The 13,994-nt window shown below is 43.1% G+C and carries 15 protein-coding genes and 1 riboswitch; of the genes, 10 read left to right on the forward strand and 5 right to left on the reverse strand.

Annotated features, from left to right (window positions below; all coding sequences use genetic code 11):
• Positions 1 to 216: 216 nt before the first annotated feature.
• The 4 genes from EJP82_RS21525 to EJP82_RS21540 all read left to right on the forward strand — a co-directional run bounded on the left by EJP82_RS21525 (position 217) and on the right by EJP82_RS21540 (position 3,234).
• Positions 217 to 963 (forward strand): MerR family transcriptional regulator, encoded by a 747-nt coding sequence (locus EJP82_RS21525; protein ID WP_127194127.1) that lies wholly within the window; start codon positions 217 to 219, stop codon positions 961 to 963.
• A gap of 115 nt (positions 964 to 1,078) precedes the next feature.
• Positions 1,079 to 1,567 carry a glutathione peroxidase gene (locus EJP82_RS21530; RefSeq protein WP_127194128.1) on the forward strand — a complete coding sequence of 163 codons (489 nt, stop codon included), beginning with the start codon at positions 1,079 to 1,081 and terminating at the stop codon, positions 1,565 to 1,567.
• A gap of 141 nt (positions 1,568 to 1,708) precedes the next feature.
• Positions 1,709 to 2,398: a phosphoribosylaminoimidazolesuccinocarboxamide synthase gene (locus EJP82_RS21535; protein ID WP_127194129.1), complete on the forward strand. Its 690-nt coding sequence runs from the start codon at positions 1,709 to 1,711 to the stop codon at positions 2,396 to 2,398.
• A gap of 11 nt (positions 2,399 to 2,409) precedes the next feature.
• Positions 2,410 to 3,234 (forward strand): Cof-type HAD-IIB family hydrolase, encoded by an 825-nt coding sequence (locus EJP82_RS21540; RefSeq protein ID WP_127194130.1) that lies wholly within the window; start codon positions 2,410 to 2,412, stop codon positions 3,232 to 3,234.
• A gap of 633 nt (positions 3,235 to 3,867) precedes the next feature.
• Here the strand turns inward: EJP82_RS21540 and EJP82_RS21545 are convergent.
• From EJP82_RS21545 to EJP82_RS21565, 5 genes are all read right to left on the reverse strand, one after another.
• Positions 3,868 to 4,341, reverse strand: coding sequence for a GNAT family N-acetyltransferase (locus EJP82_RS21545; RefSeq protein ID WP_127194131.1), 474 nt, complete (start codon positions 4,339 to 4,341; stop codon positions 3,868 to 3,870).
• A 278-nt stretch (positions 4,342 to 4,619) separates the two neighbouring features.
• A complete protein-coding gene (phnE, locus tag EJP82_RS21550; protein WP_246054380.1) occupies positions 4,620 to 5,420 on the reverse strand; it encodes a phosphonate ABC transporter, permease protein PhnE in 801 nt (266 codons plus the stop codon).
• Entirely contained in the window at positions 5,420 to 6,211 is a 792-nt protein-coding gene (gene phnE, locus EJP82_RS21555) for a phosphonate ABC transporter, permease protein PhnE (protein WP_127194133.1), read from the reverse strand. Before phnE (EJP82_RS21555) ends, phnE (EJP82_RS21550) begins: the two co-directional genes overlap by 1 nt.
• Positions 6,208 to 6,981 carry a phosphonate ABC transporter ATP-binding protein gene (gene phnC / locus EJP82_RS21560; RefSeq protein WP_127194134.1) on the reverse strand — a complete coding sequence of 258 codons (774 nt, stop codon included), beginning with the start codon at positions 6,979 to 6,981 and terminating at the stop codon, positions 6,208 to 6,210. The genes phnE (EJP82_RS21555) and phnC overlap by 4 nt, the downstream gene beginning before the upstream one ends.
• Before the next feature lie 128 nt (positions 6,982 to 7,109).
• The gene (locus EJP82_RS21565) at positions 7,110 to 8,144 is read right to left on the reverse strand and encodes a phosphate/phosphite/phosphonate ABC transporter substrate-binding protein (RefSeq protein WP_425464363.1); all 1,035 of its coding nucleotides are present in this window, start codon (positions 8,142 to 8,144) and stop codon (positions 7,110 to 7,112) included.
• 253 nt (positions 8,145 to 8,397) lie between these two features.
• Positions 8,398 to 8,508: riboswitch (TPP riboswitch) on the forward strand.
• A gap of 134 nt (positions 8,509 to 8,642) precedes the next feature.
• On the opposite strand from EJP82_RS21565, the gene EJP82_RS21570 reads away from it, so the two are divergent.
• The 6 genes from EJP82_RS21570 to EJP82_RS21595 all read left to right on the forward strand — a co-directional run bounded on the left by EJP82_RS21570 (position 8,643) and on the right by EJP82_RS21595 (position 13,800).
• Positions 8,643 to 9,707, forward strand: a complete 1,065-nt coding sequence (locus tag EJP82_RS21570; protein WP_127194136.1) for an ABC transporter substrate-binding protein — start codon at positions 8,643 to 8,645, stop codon at positions 9,705 to 9,707.
• 38 nt (positions 9,708 to 9,745) lie between these two features.
• A complete protein-coding gene (locus EJP82_RS21575) occupies positions 9,746 to 10,039 on the forward strand; it encodes a thiamine-binding protein (protein WP_127194137.1) in 294 nt (97 codons plus the stop codon).
• Positions 10,036 to 10,797, forward strand: coding sequence for an ABC transporter permease (locus tag EJP82_RS21580; protein WP_127194138.1), 762 nt, complete (start codon positions 10,036 to 10,038; stop codon positions 10,795 to 10,797). Before EJP82_RS21575 ends, EJP82_RS21580 begins: the two co-directional genes overlap by 4 nt.
• A gap of 17 nt (positions 10,798 to 10,814) precedes the next feature.
• Entirely contained in the window at positions 10,815 to 11,663 is an 849-nt protein-coding gene (locus EJP82_RS21585; protein WP_127194139.1) for an ABC transporter ATP-binding protein, read from the forward strand.
• A 137-nt stretch (positions 11,664 to 11,800) separates the two neighbouring features.
• The gene (locus EJP82_RS21590) at positions 11,801 to 12,727 is read left to right on the forward strand and encodes a helix-turn-helix transcriptional regulator (protein ID WP_127194140.1); all 927 of its coding nucleotides are present in this window, start codon (positions 11,801 to 11,803) and stop codon (positions 12,725 to 12,727) included.
• Between the two features lie 164 nt (positions 12,728 to 12,891).
• Entirely contained in the window at positions 12,892 to 13,800 is a 909-nt protein-coding gene (locus tag EJP82_RS21595; RefSeq protein ID WP_170220268.1) for an alpha/beta hydrolase, read from the forward strand.
• Positions 13,801 to 13,994 lie beyond the last annotated feature (194 nt).

Here is a 13,994-nt window from a genome sequence, read left to right on the forward strand (position 1 = left end):
CTATCCGCTAAGCCGGATAGGGGTGTTTTTCTGTGCTGGCGATGACAGAGACTCCCCGCTTTGTAACACGTGCGATTGCATATGAAATAATGCCGGTGCTGATCACCTTGATACGATTGCCGCTTATTTCCTTGTTCATAGGACGCTTTTACTCAAAATGGGTATTGACTCTCACGTTACGTGATACCCTATAGTAAATAACGAAGGGAGGACATCATCCAAATGAGAGTGAAGGAAGTTGCTGATTTAGTTGGGATCAGTGTGCGCACACTGCATCATTATGACGAGATCGGATTGTTAACCCCGGAGGAAACAACGGAAGCCGGCTACCGGATATACTCCCCGGACAATCTGGAGATGTTGCAACAAATTTTATCCTTCAAGGAGTTAGGTTTCCCTTTGAAAAAGATTAGTGAAATCATCAACGATCCATCATTCGACCGCCAGGAGGCGTTATTGCTACACAAAAATATGCTACTGGAGCGTCGCCGTCGATTGGATGGAATTATTGCTACGATTGATAGAACGATTCAACATTCGAAAGGAGAAATTGAAATGACAGATAAAGAGAAATTTGCTGGTTTTGACTTTGGTTCTAATCCTTATGAACAAGAAGCACGCGAGCGCTGGGGAGATGCAGCCGTTGACCAGTCCAATGAGAAGATCGGTAAAATGCCAAAGTCCGGTCAAGCAGCATTATCCGAAGGGATGAATGAAATCTATAGGAAACTTGCGCATCTTCGGGGTACCTCACCTCAATCTGAGGAGGCACAAGCAGCTATTAAGGAATGGTATGATTTCCTGAATCAGATAGGTAACTACTCCTTGGAGGCATTCAAGGGACTAGGTCAAATGTATGTCGATGATGAGCGATTCACGAAGAACATCGATCAATTCGGCGAGGGACTGGCGCAGTTTATGTGTGATGCGATGATTGTATTTGCGGAGAGCGACAAGAAATAGATTATTAGTTGAATCAAAATTGAGGACCTTCCGAAGTTGGACGGTCCTTTTTCTTGCTATGTAGTTTACAATGAGAGAATGAAATGAAATTAAATTCCACGAGCGGAGGCTGTTTATGACACTGTACGATATTGAAGTGAAGACCATTAAGGGTGAAGTTCAAACGCTGGAGTCATACCGAGGGAAGGTACTGTTGATCGTGAATACGGCAACGAAGTGCGGCTTCGCTCCTCAGTTTAAGGGTCTTCAAGATTTGTACGATACGTATAAAGATGAGGGCTTTGCTGTACTGGGCTTTCCCTGTGGACAGTTTGCTAACCAGGAACCAGGAACGAATGAAGAGGTTGCTGCTGCCTGTGAGTTAAATTTCGGAGTGAACTTTCCGCTTTTTTCTAAGGTAGATGTGAAGGGGAAGGATGCTCACCCATTATTTCAATGGCTTACGAATGAGGCTCCTGGAGTACTAGGCACTAAATCTATCAAATGGAATTTCACGAAATTTCTGATCGATCAGCAAGGTAAGGTCGTGAAACGATTCGGACCTAAAGATACCCCTGCACAAATCACTAGTCATATTGCAGGTTTGCTTACTAAGAGTGGTTAACAAATAGGTAGTTTTGTTCTATCATATAGGAAGCATCCCTTCTGAGCGTTATTGGAATCTCGACAATTCCTAATATACTAAGCAGGTTTGTGTCTTTTTTTTGTATGCTTGGCATTCATTCTGATTTGGAGAGGATCTAATATGAAACTAACGTATACAGGCAAAACGAAGGATGTATTCGCACTAGATAACGGCAATTATTTACTGAAATTTAAAGATGATGTCACTGGGGAAAATGGAGTGTTCGATCCTGGAGCCAATACCGTTGGGTTAGTAATGGAAGGTGCAGGTCAGGCGGGGCTTCGCTTAACAAAGTTCTTTTTTGAAAAACTAAAAGAAGCAGGAATTCCGACACATTATATAGATGCTAATATCGATGAGGCAACGATGACGGTCAAGCCCGCGACTGTGTTTGGCAAGGGACTTGAAGTTATTTGTCGCTATCGAGCTGTAGGAAGCTTTCTACGCCGCTATGGTTTATATGCACAAGAGGGTCAGCCTTTAGATGGTTTTGTTGAAGTTACACTCAAAGATGATGATCGCTTAGATCCGCCAATCAGCAAGGATGCACTCGATATGTTGGGCATACTCTCGGCAGACGAATACGAAACATTAAAACAACTTACGAAGCAAATTAGTGATGTTATCAAAACAGAGCTGAGCCTAAAAGGTATTGAACTGTATGATATTAAATTGGAGTTCGGTCGAGTGGACAAAGACAAGCAAATTGTTCTGATCGACGAGATTTCCGGTGGAAATATGAGAGCTTATAAAGATGGTAACTATATAGAACCACTAGATTTAGAGAGAATGATGGTAGCAGGAAACTAAGGGGAATGAATATGACAAAATATAAAATGATCGTACTTGATTTGGATGATACGTTGCTAATGGATGATCATTCGATCTCACCACGTACCAAGCAGTCATTAATGGATGCACAAGAAGCAGGAGTTAAAGTCGTACTTGCCTCAGGTCGGCCTACATTTGCCATGACGCATATTGCTAAGGAACTGGAGCTTGAGAAATACGGTAGCTTCATTCTATCTTTTAACGGGGCCAAGATTACTAACTGTGCAACAGGTGAAGAATTGTTCAGCAGTACATTATCTCCCGAGACGGTACATGAGCTATACCATATTAGTAAACAAGAAGAAGTGGGGATTCACACCTATGTTGGGGACGATATCGTAACGCCAGCTAATAATAAGTATACCGATATCGAAGCTGAAATTACGGGGATGCCGATTATAGAAGAAGAGCATTTTGTTCAGGCCATTCAAGAACCAGTTGTAAAAGTATTGATGGTAGAAGCACCTGAAAGACTGGTCATCTTGGAGAAGAAACTTCAACAACAACTAGAAGGCAAACTCAATGTTATGCGTTCGAAACCATTTTTCTTAGAGTTTACTGAAGTGGGTGTAGACAAAGGAACGAGTTTGCATCATCTCATTCAGAAATTAAATATTCAGCAAGAAGAGGTTATTGCGATTGGCGACAGCTACAATGACCTTGCGATGATAGAGTTTGCTGGACTTGGTGTAGCAATGGGCAACGCGCCTGATGATATTAAAGCAATTGCTAACTACGTAACCGATACGAATATGGAAGACGGAGTGGCGAAAGTAGTAGAAACGTTTATTCTGGACAAGATTGTACGTATATAATAAGGCGTAAAATCTAGATTAGCGCTTGACCATGAATCGACCCATGAATCAACCCATGAATCGAAGGGGATTACGAATGCGAATGGCTGTAACGCTGTAACGGAACTCAGCGACCTTATTTGCGGTTTATTACACAGTTCTGAATTCTAACGGAACCAGCAGACGTTATTTCATCATGATTCATGCATTAGAGCATCATTTGGAGAAATAAGGTCTTTCAGTTCCGTTAGAATGTTATGCGATCCTCGAAACTCAAAATAAGGGCCACTGGTTCCGTTAGATACAAAAACACTATGGGAAATGAAATTCCCATAGTGTTTTTGTTTACTTACGCTATATGTTCTATTTATTAAAATCGGCTCATACCTGAAATCAGTGCTTGACAAGAACCAGCGTGCCAGTGGAGTTTTGGAGGAATGTGGACAAGCAAAGCGTTCGCCTTTAAATGAGAATTTCAACCACTACAATCATGTAATCAGGAAATTCTTATTTAACAGCGATGGTAACATCCTCCAAAACGTAACGTTACTTCCTGTTTTATTTTGTCAAGCACCGATTTTGGTTTTGAGCTTTTAAATCAATNTGTTTTATTTTGTCAAGCACCGATTTTGGTTTTGAGCTTTTAAATCAATTCTACTTTTCATATATGGGGTCATGGTTAATGTCGCTGATTATTCCAGTTTTTTTATAGCCACATAAACTCCAAAATGCATCTGCTTCATCTGAAGTAAGATAAATATGTTCAGCCCCTTTGGCATAAAGTACCCTTTCGGCATGAGCGACTAATTTTGCTCCAAGACCTTTCCCTCTCATACTGCGATTGATGTAAATTTCTCTAATAAATCCCCATCCTTCTCGTTCACACCAATCACTATTAGGATTATCGATTTGATAGCAGATAAAACCTACTAATTTCTCGTCAACCAGAATCATATCTAATGGGGAAATCTCGGAAATTGAACTATCTGCTATTTCAAGACATGCTGCATCCACCTTATGATCTACAATTTTAATATTAAAATCACCTAAGTAAGTACAAAACATTTCTTTAAAATCACACATATCATGATTGCAAAACGGACGAATTTTAACATTTTCTATTATCATAACTTACCTCCAAAAAAAGATTAGGAGGGTTAATTATGCGTGAACCCTCCATACACGCCTAAGTACAAGCTAAAATGTGCCATATAACATCATCCTTTCTATAAGAGATTTATTATACGAAATTGCGTTACAATAACGCTTACCATAATTATACAGAGCATATTCGCACTGCGAAATGTAAAAAAGCACATGTAATTTTACATATGCTTGTGCGTTTTTTACGAAAATTATGATATTTTCAAATTTTCACTTTAAAAATGAACCCGTTACAATAGTTCCTACACCAGCTTCTTGCGAATCGCCCCTGAGATCATATCAATAATCGTAATCATGACGATGATTCCTAGTAGAATGATACCGACACGATCCCAGTTGCGGGAACTTAGTGCAAAGATTAATGGAGTACCAATCCCCCCAGCTCCGATGACACCAAGGATCGTAGCGGAGCGAACATTAATTTCGAATCGGTACAAGGTATAGGAGAGAAATCCGGGCAAGACTTGAGGAATGACGGCAAACCATAAAATTTGCATGCGATTGGCACCAGTAGCAATCAAAGCTTCAACAGGGCCATGCTCCATGTTCTCCACCTCGTCTGCGAACAACTTACCAAGCATACCAACGGAGTGCAGGCCAAGCGCTAGCACGCCGGCAAAGGAGCCGGGCCCAACGGCTTTAATAAATAGGATCGCCATGACGATTTCCGGGAATGTTCGGATGAAGCTAAGCACCATTTTACCCGAACCGGATACCCATCTAGAATTGCTCATATTGATGGCCGCCCAGAAAGCGAAGGGGACACACACAATGGTTGAGATCACGGTTCCTAATATGGAAATCGCTAAAGTATCCAGCAATCCTCGTAGTAAATCCTCACCATCCGGTAAATAAACGTAATCCCAATCGGGCGAGAAAATACCCGTTAGAATAGCCCGCGAGATTTGTCCTGCTGTTTCTTTGATGCCATGATACGGGATGCCTGCAAAGGCCCAAATGTAGACAACCACAAGGGCTACATAGATGAGCCAGCGATAGCGGCTTTTCTTTGGTTTCTGGACTCTGTCGTGCCAAGAATTCATCATAGTAATTTCTCCCGTAGTTTTGAGCTTATATAATCAATAATTAATACAATCACTAATGTGAAAATAATAATCATACTCGTCTTGTCGTATTCCAGAAATCCTAAAGTTATTTCATAGTAATGCCCGATACCACCAGCACCGACGAGCCCAAGGATTGCTGCCGCACGGACATTGATCTCAAATGTATAGAGCACATAGGATGCGAAATGCGCCTGGATTTGTGGGATGACCCCATAAAGAAATACTTGTACATAGTTAGCTCCAACCGAGGTCATGGCTTCGATCGGCCCCTGGTCAATCGTTTCTAACGCTTCGTAGGTTAGTTTGGCGATCAATCCTACTGAGAACACGGTAAGTGCAAATATTCCTGGCAAGGGTCCGAGTCCGAATATAGCAACAAAGATAGCCGCCAAGAGTAGATCCGGAATTGTCCTAATTAAATTTAGAATGAAGCGAGCAGGATAATAGATCAGGCCCCTCTTGGTGAGGTTGCTTGCACATAACAATGCCACAGGTATAGCGACAATGGCGCCAAGTGTTGTTCCTACTAAGGCCATCCGAATCGTCTCCAGCATGGCATCAAAAATATTATCGAAGTAACTCCACTTCGGCGGAAACATCTCACGTAGGAGATCCAGCATATTCGGAAGTCCATGAAACAGTTCGCTGAAGGAGGATTCAGTTTGAATCGCACTGCCCCAAAGGAGTAGGAGCAAAATGATCGCAGTTAAATAATGTTTGAATCGACTAGGCGCCTTCGGGCGCCTTAGCTCTACCTTGGTGTTCATACGGCGGCTTCCTCCAGCAATTCATCCTGCTGTATCGGGCGTCCGTAGATTTCAGCAAACACATCGTCTGTTGCTTGTTCGACAGGTCCATCAAATACGACTTCTCCGGCACGTAAACCGATAATGCGAGTGGCGTACTGTCTTGCTAAATCAATGAAATGCAGGTTTACAATCGTTGTAATCCCCAATTCCTGATTAATTCGTTTCAAGTCATCCATAACTTGTTTGGTTGTCAGGGGATCCAATGAAGCTACGGGTTCGTCTGCTAGAATGATTTTGGCTTCTTGGGCCAATACACGGGCAATGGCCACGCGTTGTTGCTGTCCTCCGGAGAGCTGATCAGCGCGGGTATAGGCTTTTTCCACAATGTTGACCCGATCCAGAGCCTGGAAGGCAAGTTCGATATCTTCCTTTGGGAACTGTCCTAATATGGTGCGCAGCGTAGAATGATAACCTACTCTCCCTGCTAAGACGTTGCGAAGAACCGTAGTGCGTTTCACTAGATTGAAGCTCTGAAAGATCATACCGATATCCCGACGAATCTTTCTAAGCTGATGCCCTGTTGCCTTTGTAATGGAGCTGCCGGAAATGACAATATCTCCTTCGGTAATATCATGAAGACGGTTGATCGAACGGAGTAAGGTAGATTTACCCGCACCAGATAGCCCGACAATTACGACGAATTCCCCTTTGGCAACGGATAAATTGATCCCATTCAGTCCTTTTGTTCCGCCAGGGTATGTTTTGGATACATTGTTTATCTCTATCACTCGGGTATCAGTCCTTTAGAGGTTATCGTATAAAATAGCAAGCCAGTCGCAGTGCAGATGCACTCCAACTGGCTATTATCGTGCTCGGTTCCATAATCACTTTGAAGGCGGAATACTTCTTAAATGGACTATTCCGTTTTTACTTTTTCGCCATATTCGCGAACGATATTAAAGATGCTGTCTTCCGATTTTACATAACCTTCATGGGAATAAATATCTTTGATAATTGCGTGGCCTGCTTCGTCATTACCAATGGCGATGAAGGCATTTTGGATCTTCTCGATCCACTCTTGACTCATATCAGAGCGAACAGAAATCGTGTCATTAGGAATGTTCTCAGTAAATGCTAGGACACGAGTATCTTCAAATACAGTCGGGTAGTCAGCTTTTACAACATTACGTGCATCTTGGAAAATAGCTGCCGCATCTACATCACCGTTCAATACAGCGAGTACACCTTGGTCATGTCCTTTTACCGTTATGGCTTGAACATCTTTAAGTGGATCAAGACCAGCTTCCATTAGCTTCCCAGCAGGCCATACAAAACCTGCAGATGAAGTTACGTTTTGGTAAGCGATACGCTTGCCTTTCAGATCAGCAATCGTTTTAATATCAGGATCTTTCTTAACGATAATCATCGATTTATAGAAATCAACCAATTGATCCGTTGGAGCACCCGTGTCATCTTGTACACCGAAACGTTGAGCTTGGAGAATGACTTCCGCAGCGCCTTTTTCCTTAGCCAATACATAAGCAGTTGGAGGAAGGAAACCGACATCTACTTTTTTGGAAGCCATAGCTTCAATAATTACGTTATAGTCAGTCGATACGCTTACTTTGACGGGAATTCCTAGTTGGTCTGTTAATAGTTTTTCAAGTGGTTTAGCTTTTGCTTCTAATGTATCTGCATTTTGGGAAGGAACAAATTGTACAGTTAAGGTTTCAGGAACATAGCCCGTTTGTTCTGGAGCAGCTGGTTCAGTAGTTTCTTTAGGGGCGTTTGTTGTGCTGCTGTTAGCGGCAGCTTCTTTGTTAGTACCATTCACTTCTGCATTAGCACCACAACCACTAAGAAATGAAATGGATAAGAATAACGGTAAAATAAATTTGGCGATTTTTCTCAAAAGGTATGACCTCCACGTTTTTTTTATTTTGAAGTACATGTTTACTATAAGAGTGGTATGTAAAATGTAGGTCATAACAATGATAACCATTTGTAAAATTTCCTAGATTTTATTTATAGTGTAATTTATCCTTATAGAATGATAGGAGTTGATGTCGTCATGGCACGCTTACTGGGACCTGTGATTTCAACTGGAGAGAGGTCAATAAGATTTAAATTTAAAATAAGCTACTAGACAACTCGGGATTAGGTGTTTATAATACACCGTAAGAACATAGCAATACCCGATAACTTCATAGAACCAGGGGTGCTGGAATTGGCCGGCTGAGATTGTATCCCACAAGATACTGACCCTTATACCTGATCTGGATAATGCCAGCGTAGGAATCGCCAACTAGCCTATGGTCCTCTTGTGACCTCTGCTATTATTGCGCCAAACCAGCGTCCTGATCATTCGGGACGCTTTTTTTAATGGGTATATTTCAAGGTAGATAGATGAAGGATTAGGGTATGGCTGACAAAAGGAGAGAAGAAATCGATGAGAATGAAGAGAGTACTGAGGTTAAGTATCATCAGCATGCTTGTTCTTGCACTCGCTGGATGCGGCAGTAATAACGGAATTTCTAAAGGGAATGAAGCGGGAAATAAGGGAACAACTCCTGGAGCACCTGCAGTTACAGAAGGTGACGCTCCAAAGGAGCTGACCAAGGTTAAGATAGCGCTCGAATGGACACCTAATACGAACCATACAGGTCTCTACGCAGCCAAGGAGCTTGGATATTTTGCAGAAGAAGGTCTGGATGTCGAAATTGTACAGCCCGGTGCAGCCGGTTCTGACACGATGGTGACATCAGGTGAAGCCGCCTTTGGCATTAGTGCCCAAGAGGGATTAACACTAGCCCGTCTACAAGGTGTACCTCTTGTATCCATAGCAACTATTATTCAACATAATACCTCGGGATTTGCCGCTCCGAAGGATAAGGGCATCAAGACGCCTAAGGATTTTGAAGGAAAAACCTACGGTGGTTGGGGTTCTCCAGCTGAAGAAGCATCCATGAAGGCGATCATGGACCCTGAAGGTGGTGATGTAAAGAAAGTTAAACTGGTGAGTATCGGGGATGCTGATTATTTTACCGCCGTGAAGCGTGATATTGATTTTGCTTGGATTTTCTATGCATGGACAGGGATCGAGGCAGAGCTACGCGGGGAACCCGTTGATATGCTGTATCTGAAGGATTACGCTCCGCAATTGGATTATTACACACCTGTCCTCATTACAAGTGAGAAGCAGATTTCCGACAACCCAGAGCTAGTTAAGGCATTCCTGAAAGCAACGTCGAAGGGTTATCAATATGCCATTGATAAGCCGGAGGAAGCCGCAGCCATTTTAACGAAAGCTGTACCTGATCTGGATGCCGAACTTGTGCTTGCAAGTCAGAAATGGCTTAGCCCGAAATACAAGGACGACGCTGCCCGTTGGGGGGAGCAAAAGCTGGAAGTATGGAAGAATTATGCCGACTGGATGTACGGGCTGAAGCTGCTAGATAAGCCGCTGGATGCTGAGAGTGCTTTTACGAATGACTTTTTACCGGATAACCAGTAATACACATATATTAAATTGAACTGAGAGGATTGATTATCATGGCAAATACACTATTAAGCATTCAAGTAATTCCTAAGACTCCGAATAACGAGGATTCCATCCCTTATGTAGATAAGGCAATTGAAGTCATTCAGAAATCAGGCGTTAAGCATCAAGTGAACCCACTGGATACGACGATGGAAGGTGAGCTTACAGAACTGCTTGAAGTCGTGCGTCAGATGCATGAAGCGTTGGTTGAAGCAGGTAGCCCAAGTTGCATTTCGCAGATCAAGATCGCTCATAACCCTAAGGGAATGAGCATGGACAAACTGACGGAGAAATACCGGCCGTGAGATCGACCTGGAAGCAAATATGGCCGCCCCTTGTGGCGGTCATATTCTTATTGACGGTTTGGCAGTTAGCCGTTTCCGTGTTTCATGTGGAAGCCTGGATTCTACCGAGTCCTCTAGACATCGCCCGGGAGTCATCTAGCAATGCCGCAGGAATTTGGGACCATACACTAGCAACGCTGCGCTTGACGCTGATTGGTTTTCCTATTGGTACGGGTGTTGGTCTGATCGTAGCTCTGCTGTTACATCTGTTACCTGGAGTCAAACGTGCTTTTTATCCACTACTTATATTGAGTCAAAATGTTCCTTCCATCGCACTAGGACCACTCCTTGTGATTTGGTTTGGATTCGGTCTGCTGCCTAAGATTGTATTGATTACGCTCGTTTGTTTCTTCCCCGTAGCTGTTGCGGCGATGGGCGGCTTAGCACAAAGTGACGGTGTCATGATGAACTATATGAAAATGGCTGGTGCAAGCAAGTGGCAAATCTTCACCAAGCTGGAGTTACCCCATTCCTTGCCTTCTTTATTCTCCGGTATAAAAATATCTGCCACCTATGCGGTTATGGGTGCTGTGGTTGCCGAGTGGATTGGTGCGGATAAAGGGATTGGATATTATATGCTCCTACAGAAGTCCGCTTATCGTACAGACCGGATGTTTGTGGCCATTGTCATCATTGTACTCCTTAGTTTGGTGCTTTTTGCGATCATCGCATTGCTGGAAAAATGGCTTGTACGCTGGAAACCACGTCGCAATTCATAGAAAGGATGGTACTTCAAATGTCTCAAGAGTCACATACAACAATTGAAACTAAAGCAGGGAAATCTCCCGTAGCACATACGGTACCACCCGCTCTTGAAGTTAGCGAAATCTCCAAATCCTTCTCACATCGTCGGCGCGAGACAAGGGTACTTCATAACGTGTCACTCACCGTGGAGCAACAGGAGTTCGTCTCAATTGTAGGCCCCTCTGGCTGCGGGAAAAGCACTCTTTTCCATATCATTGGTGGTCTCGTAGAGCCGGATGATGGAGTTATCAAAATGAATGGAAAATTCGTAACGGGTCAACGTGGCGAGATTAGCTATATGCCGCAGCAACCGGCGCTTTTCCCTTGGCGGACCATTGAGGATAACGTGCTTCTTGGCAGTGAAATCAAAGGTACGTCAAATGATCAAGCACGTGAAGCTGCTAGGCATTGGATACAGAAGGTCGGCTTAGGTGGGTTCGAACGAGCTTACCCGCATATGCTATCGGGTGGTATGCAGCAACGGGCCGCTTTCCTAAGAGCTTTACTAGCCCCGCAGGAACTCATGCTACTCGATGAGCCATTCAGCGCACTGGATGCGCTGACCCGTAGCGAAATGCAGACCTGGCTACTAGAGCTATGGGAGGAAAACCGCCGCTCGGTACTGTTTATTACTCACAACATCGAAGAGGCGTTGCTGCTCTCTAATTCTATCTATGTGTTTTCCGGTCGCCCCGGTTCAATCTTACACAAAATTGAAGTTCCATTTCCGCGGCCTCGCCGGGAAGAGATCATGGATTCTCCCGAGTTCCTGAGGCTCAAGCGCCAACTGTCGGGGTGGATGCGAGAAGAGCAAGCTAAGAACAGAACGCCACGCACTTAACCAACCCAGTCAAACACGAAAGTGTGAGGCTGGGTTTTGTTTATTTATAAATAAAGTAGATATACAGCGGAATCATCTATTCATATAATAGATAGAACTGGAATTTTAGGGGTTATTTGAAAGGTGAGGTCGGTGTCATGCTACATTGGACTGAGGGAAGAGTGTATCACCCCGGATATCGTATAAGTGTTGCTTATAACCCGGAGGAATTGCTGTCTGATCATGAAGGCGTGACATCTGTATATTGTATTATTCTGATCAAAGAAGGAACAGGGATTTTACAGATGGGAGCGAATATGTATCCCGTCATCGCCCCAGGAATGTATTGTTTTAACGATAAGGAAGCAGTACGTCTCATTACGGGGACAGCGCTGCGAGCAGAGTCACTACGATTTCGACCAAGTGTAGTTCATTATAGCCTAGATGATTTAATACAAGTTCAGCATGTTGAGGGACAGAAGATGGAAACTACGGAAGTTCAGGATTTATGGTGTATGGAGCCTTTTTTCGAACGGACGGATAGTTATCATGGAGGTATATCGCTTGATCCTTCGGTCGCCAAACATGCCGATGATCTATTTCATCAGATAGGACAAAATTTAATGCAGCAATCAGATATCAATTGGCCTTGCCGTAGCCGATCCTATCTGATGGAGTTGTTATTTCTAATTCGGCGCTTATATCAAACTACGGATTTTGTTCCGAGCGCCGTACCTCATGTCGTACCCGAGTCAGTCAAGCTAGTCATAGAATATTTACATACGAATTATAAACAGAAGATCAAACTAGATGACTTAACGGCGATATTTCATGCTAATAAAACAACCCTAAACGAGCATTTTAAGAAATCAACCGGACTTTCCCTCATCGCCTATCTCAATAAAATCAGAATGCAAATGGCAGATTCCATGCTTAGAAATACTACGTTACCAACCACGGAAATTATGGAAAGGATCGGGATTCATGATGATGCGCATTTTCTACGGAACTTTCGGAAGTACTCGGGGTATTCGCCCGCGGAGTACCGTACTAAATATTGCTGGATGCTGAACGGAACGAGTTAAGAGATCATTCCCTATTTTTAACTGTCGATTTGCAGGAAACTGCTGCTGATAAGCAGTACACGGGGGAACATAGGCTTGATACAATCTCCATGGAAAGCGGAAATAAGTTGAATGGAAAGGAGCAGTCAACTTATTATTCAAAATCTATATTGGGAGATGAATGTATGAAGTTATTTAAAGCCCTTCTGTGTACTCTTGTGATCTTACTTGCTGTAGGAGTAGGTCAGCAAACGAGTATTGCTGCTTCGTCCAAGATCGCTCGGACTTCCTCGAACATGAACGTTAAATTTTATAGTGAGTCACTAAAGAAGGACATGATTTTAAATGTTTATTTACCACCTAATTATGACTGCCAAGACAAATACCCTGTTCTGTACGTTCTGCACTCCTATAAGCTGAATGAGAACCATTGGTTCAATGATTTAAAAATTACGGAGAAGGCAGATGAATTAATTGCTAGTGGCAAAATCGAGCCGATGATCATTGTCGCTCCGAGAATCGACAACAGCTTTGGTGTTAATTCCTCTGAACTGCCAGGTTTTATTAAAGAAAGCGGTAATCCTACAGATGAAGGGGTTTTATATACTGGTAAGTATGAGGATTATGTTACAAATGATGTGGTGTCGTTCGTGGATACACATTTTAATACGATCAAGTCGCGTCAGAGTCGTTATATCGGTGGAACCTCCATGGGTGGATTCTCTGCCTTGCATATCGGTCTTCGCCATCCGCAATTGTTCAGCAAAATAGGGGGGCATTCCCCAGCTTTATTCGTTGGAGAGATGTGGGCTCCGTTAGAAAAATTGGTATACCCGACCGCAGAGGCAAGACAAAATAACGATCCTATCGCACTAGCCGCAAGTCAGAAGTTAAATAAAGTGAGCATCTATGTGGACTATGGCGATCAAGATGATTTCAAGGAAGTAGGTAAGAAGCTAGATGAAGTGCTGAAGGGGCAAAAAATAAAATCATACGAATTTCATATCAACCCGGGCGGACATCATGATGACGCCTACTGGAGTAGTCAAATGGAGAATTATCTCCAGTTTTATGGTGGTATAGATCAGGATTGAATATATAGAACGAGTCCCTTCTCACTAGGTGAGGAGGGCTTCTTTTTGGCGGGATGGTGTAACGAGTGCTTAATAGATGGCAGTAATGGATAACAGGAAATTATCCATCTAATGTAATTTGAATACTATCAGTGGGGAACTTAACTTGAACTTTGGACCTCTGTCAAAAAAGTGGACACTACCTTTAGCGAATT

The sequence above is a fragment of the Paenibacillus anaericanus genome (assembly GCF_003994475.1).
GTDB lineage: Bacteria > Bacillota > Bacilli > Paenibacillales > Paenibacillaceae > Fontibacillus > Fontibacillus anaericanus.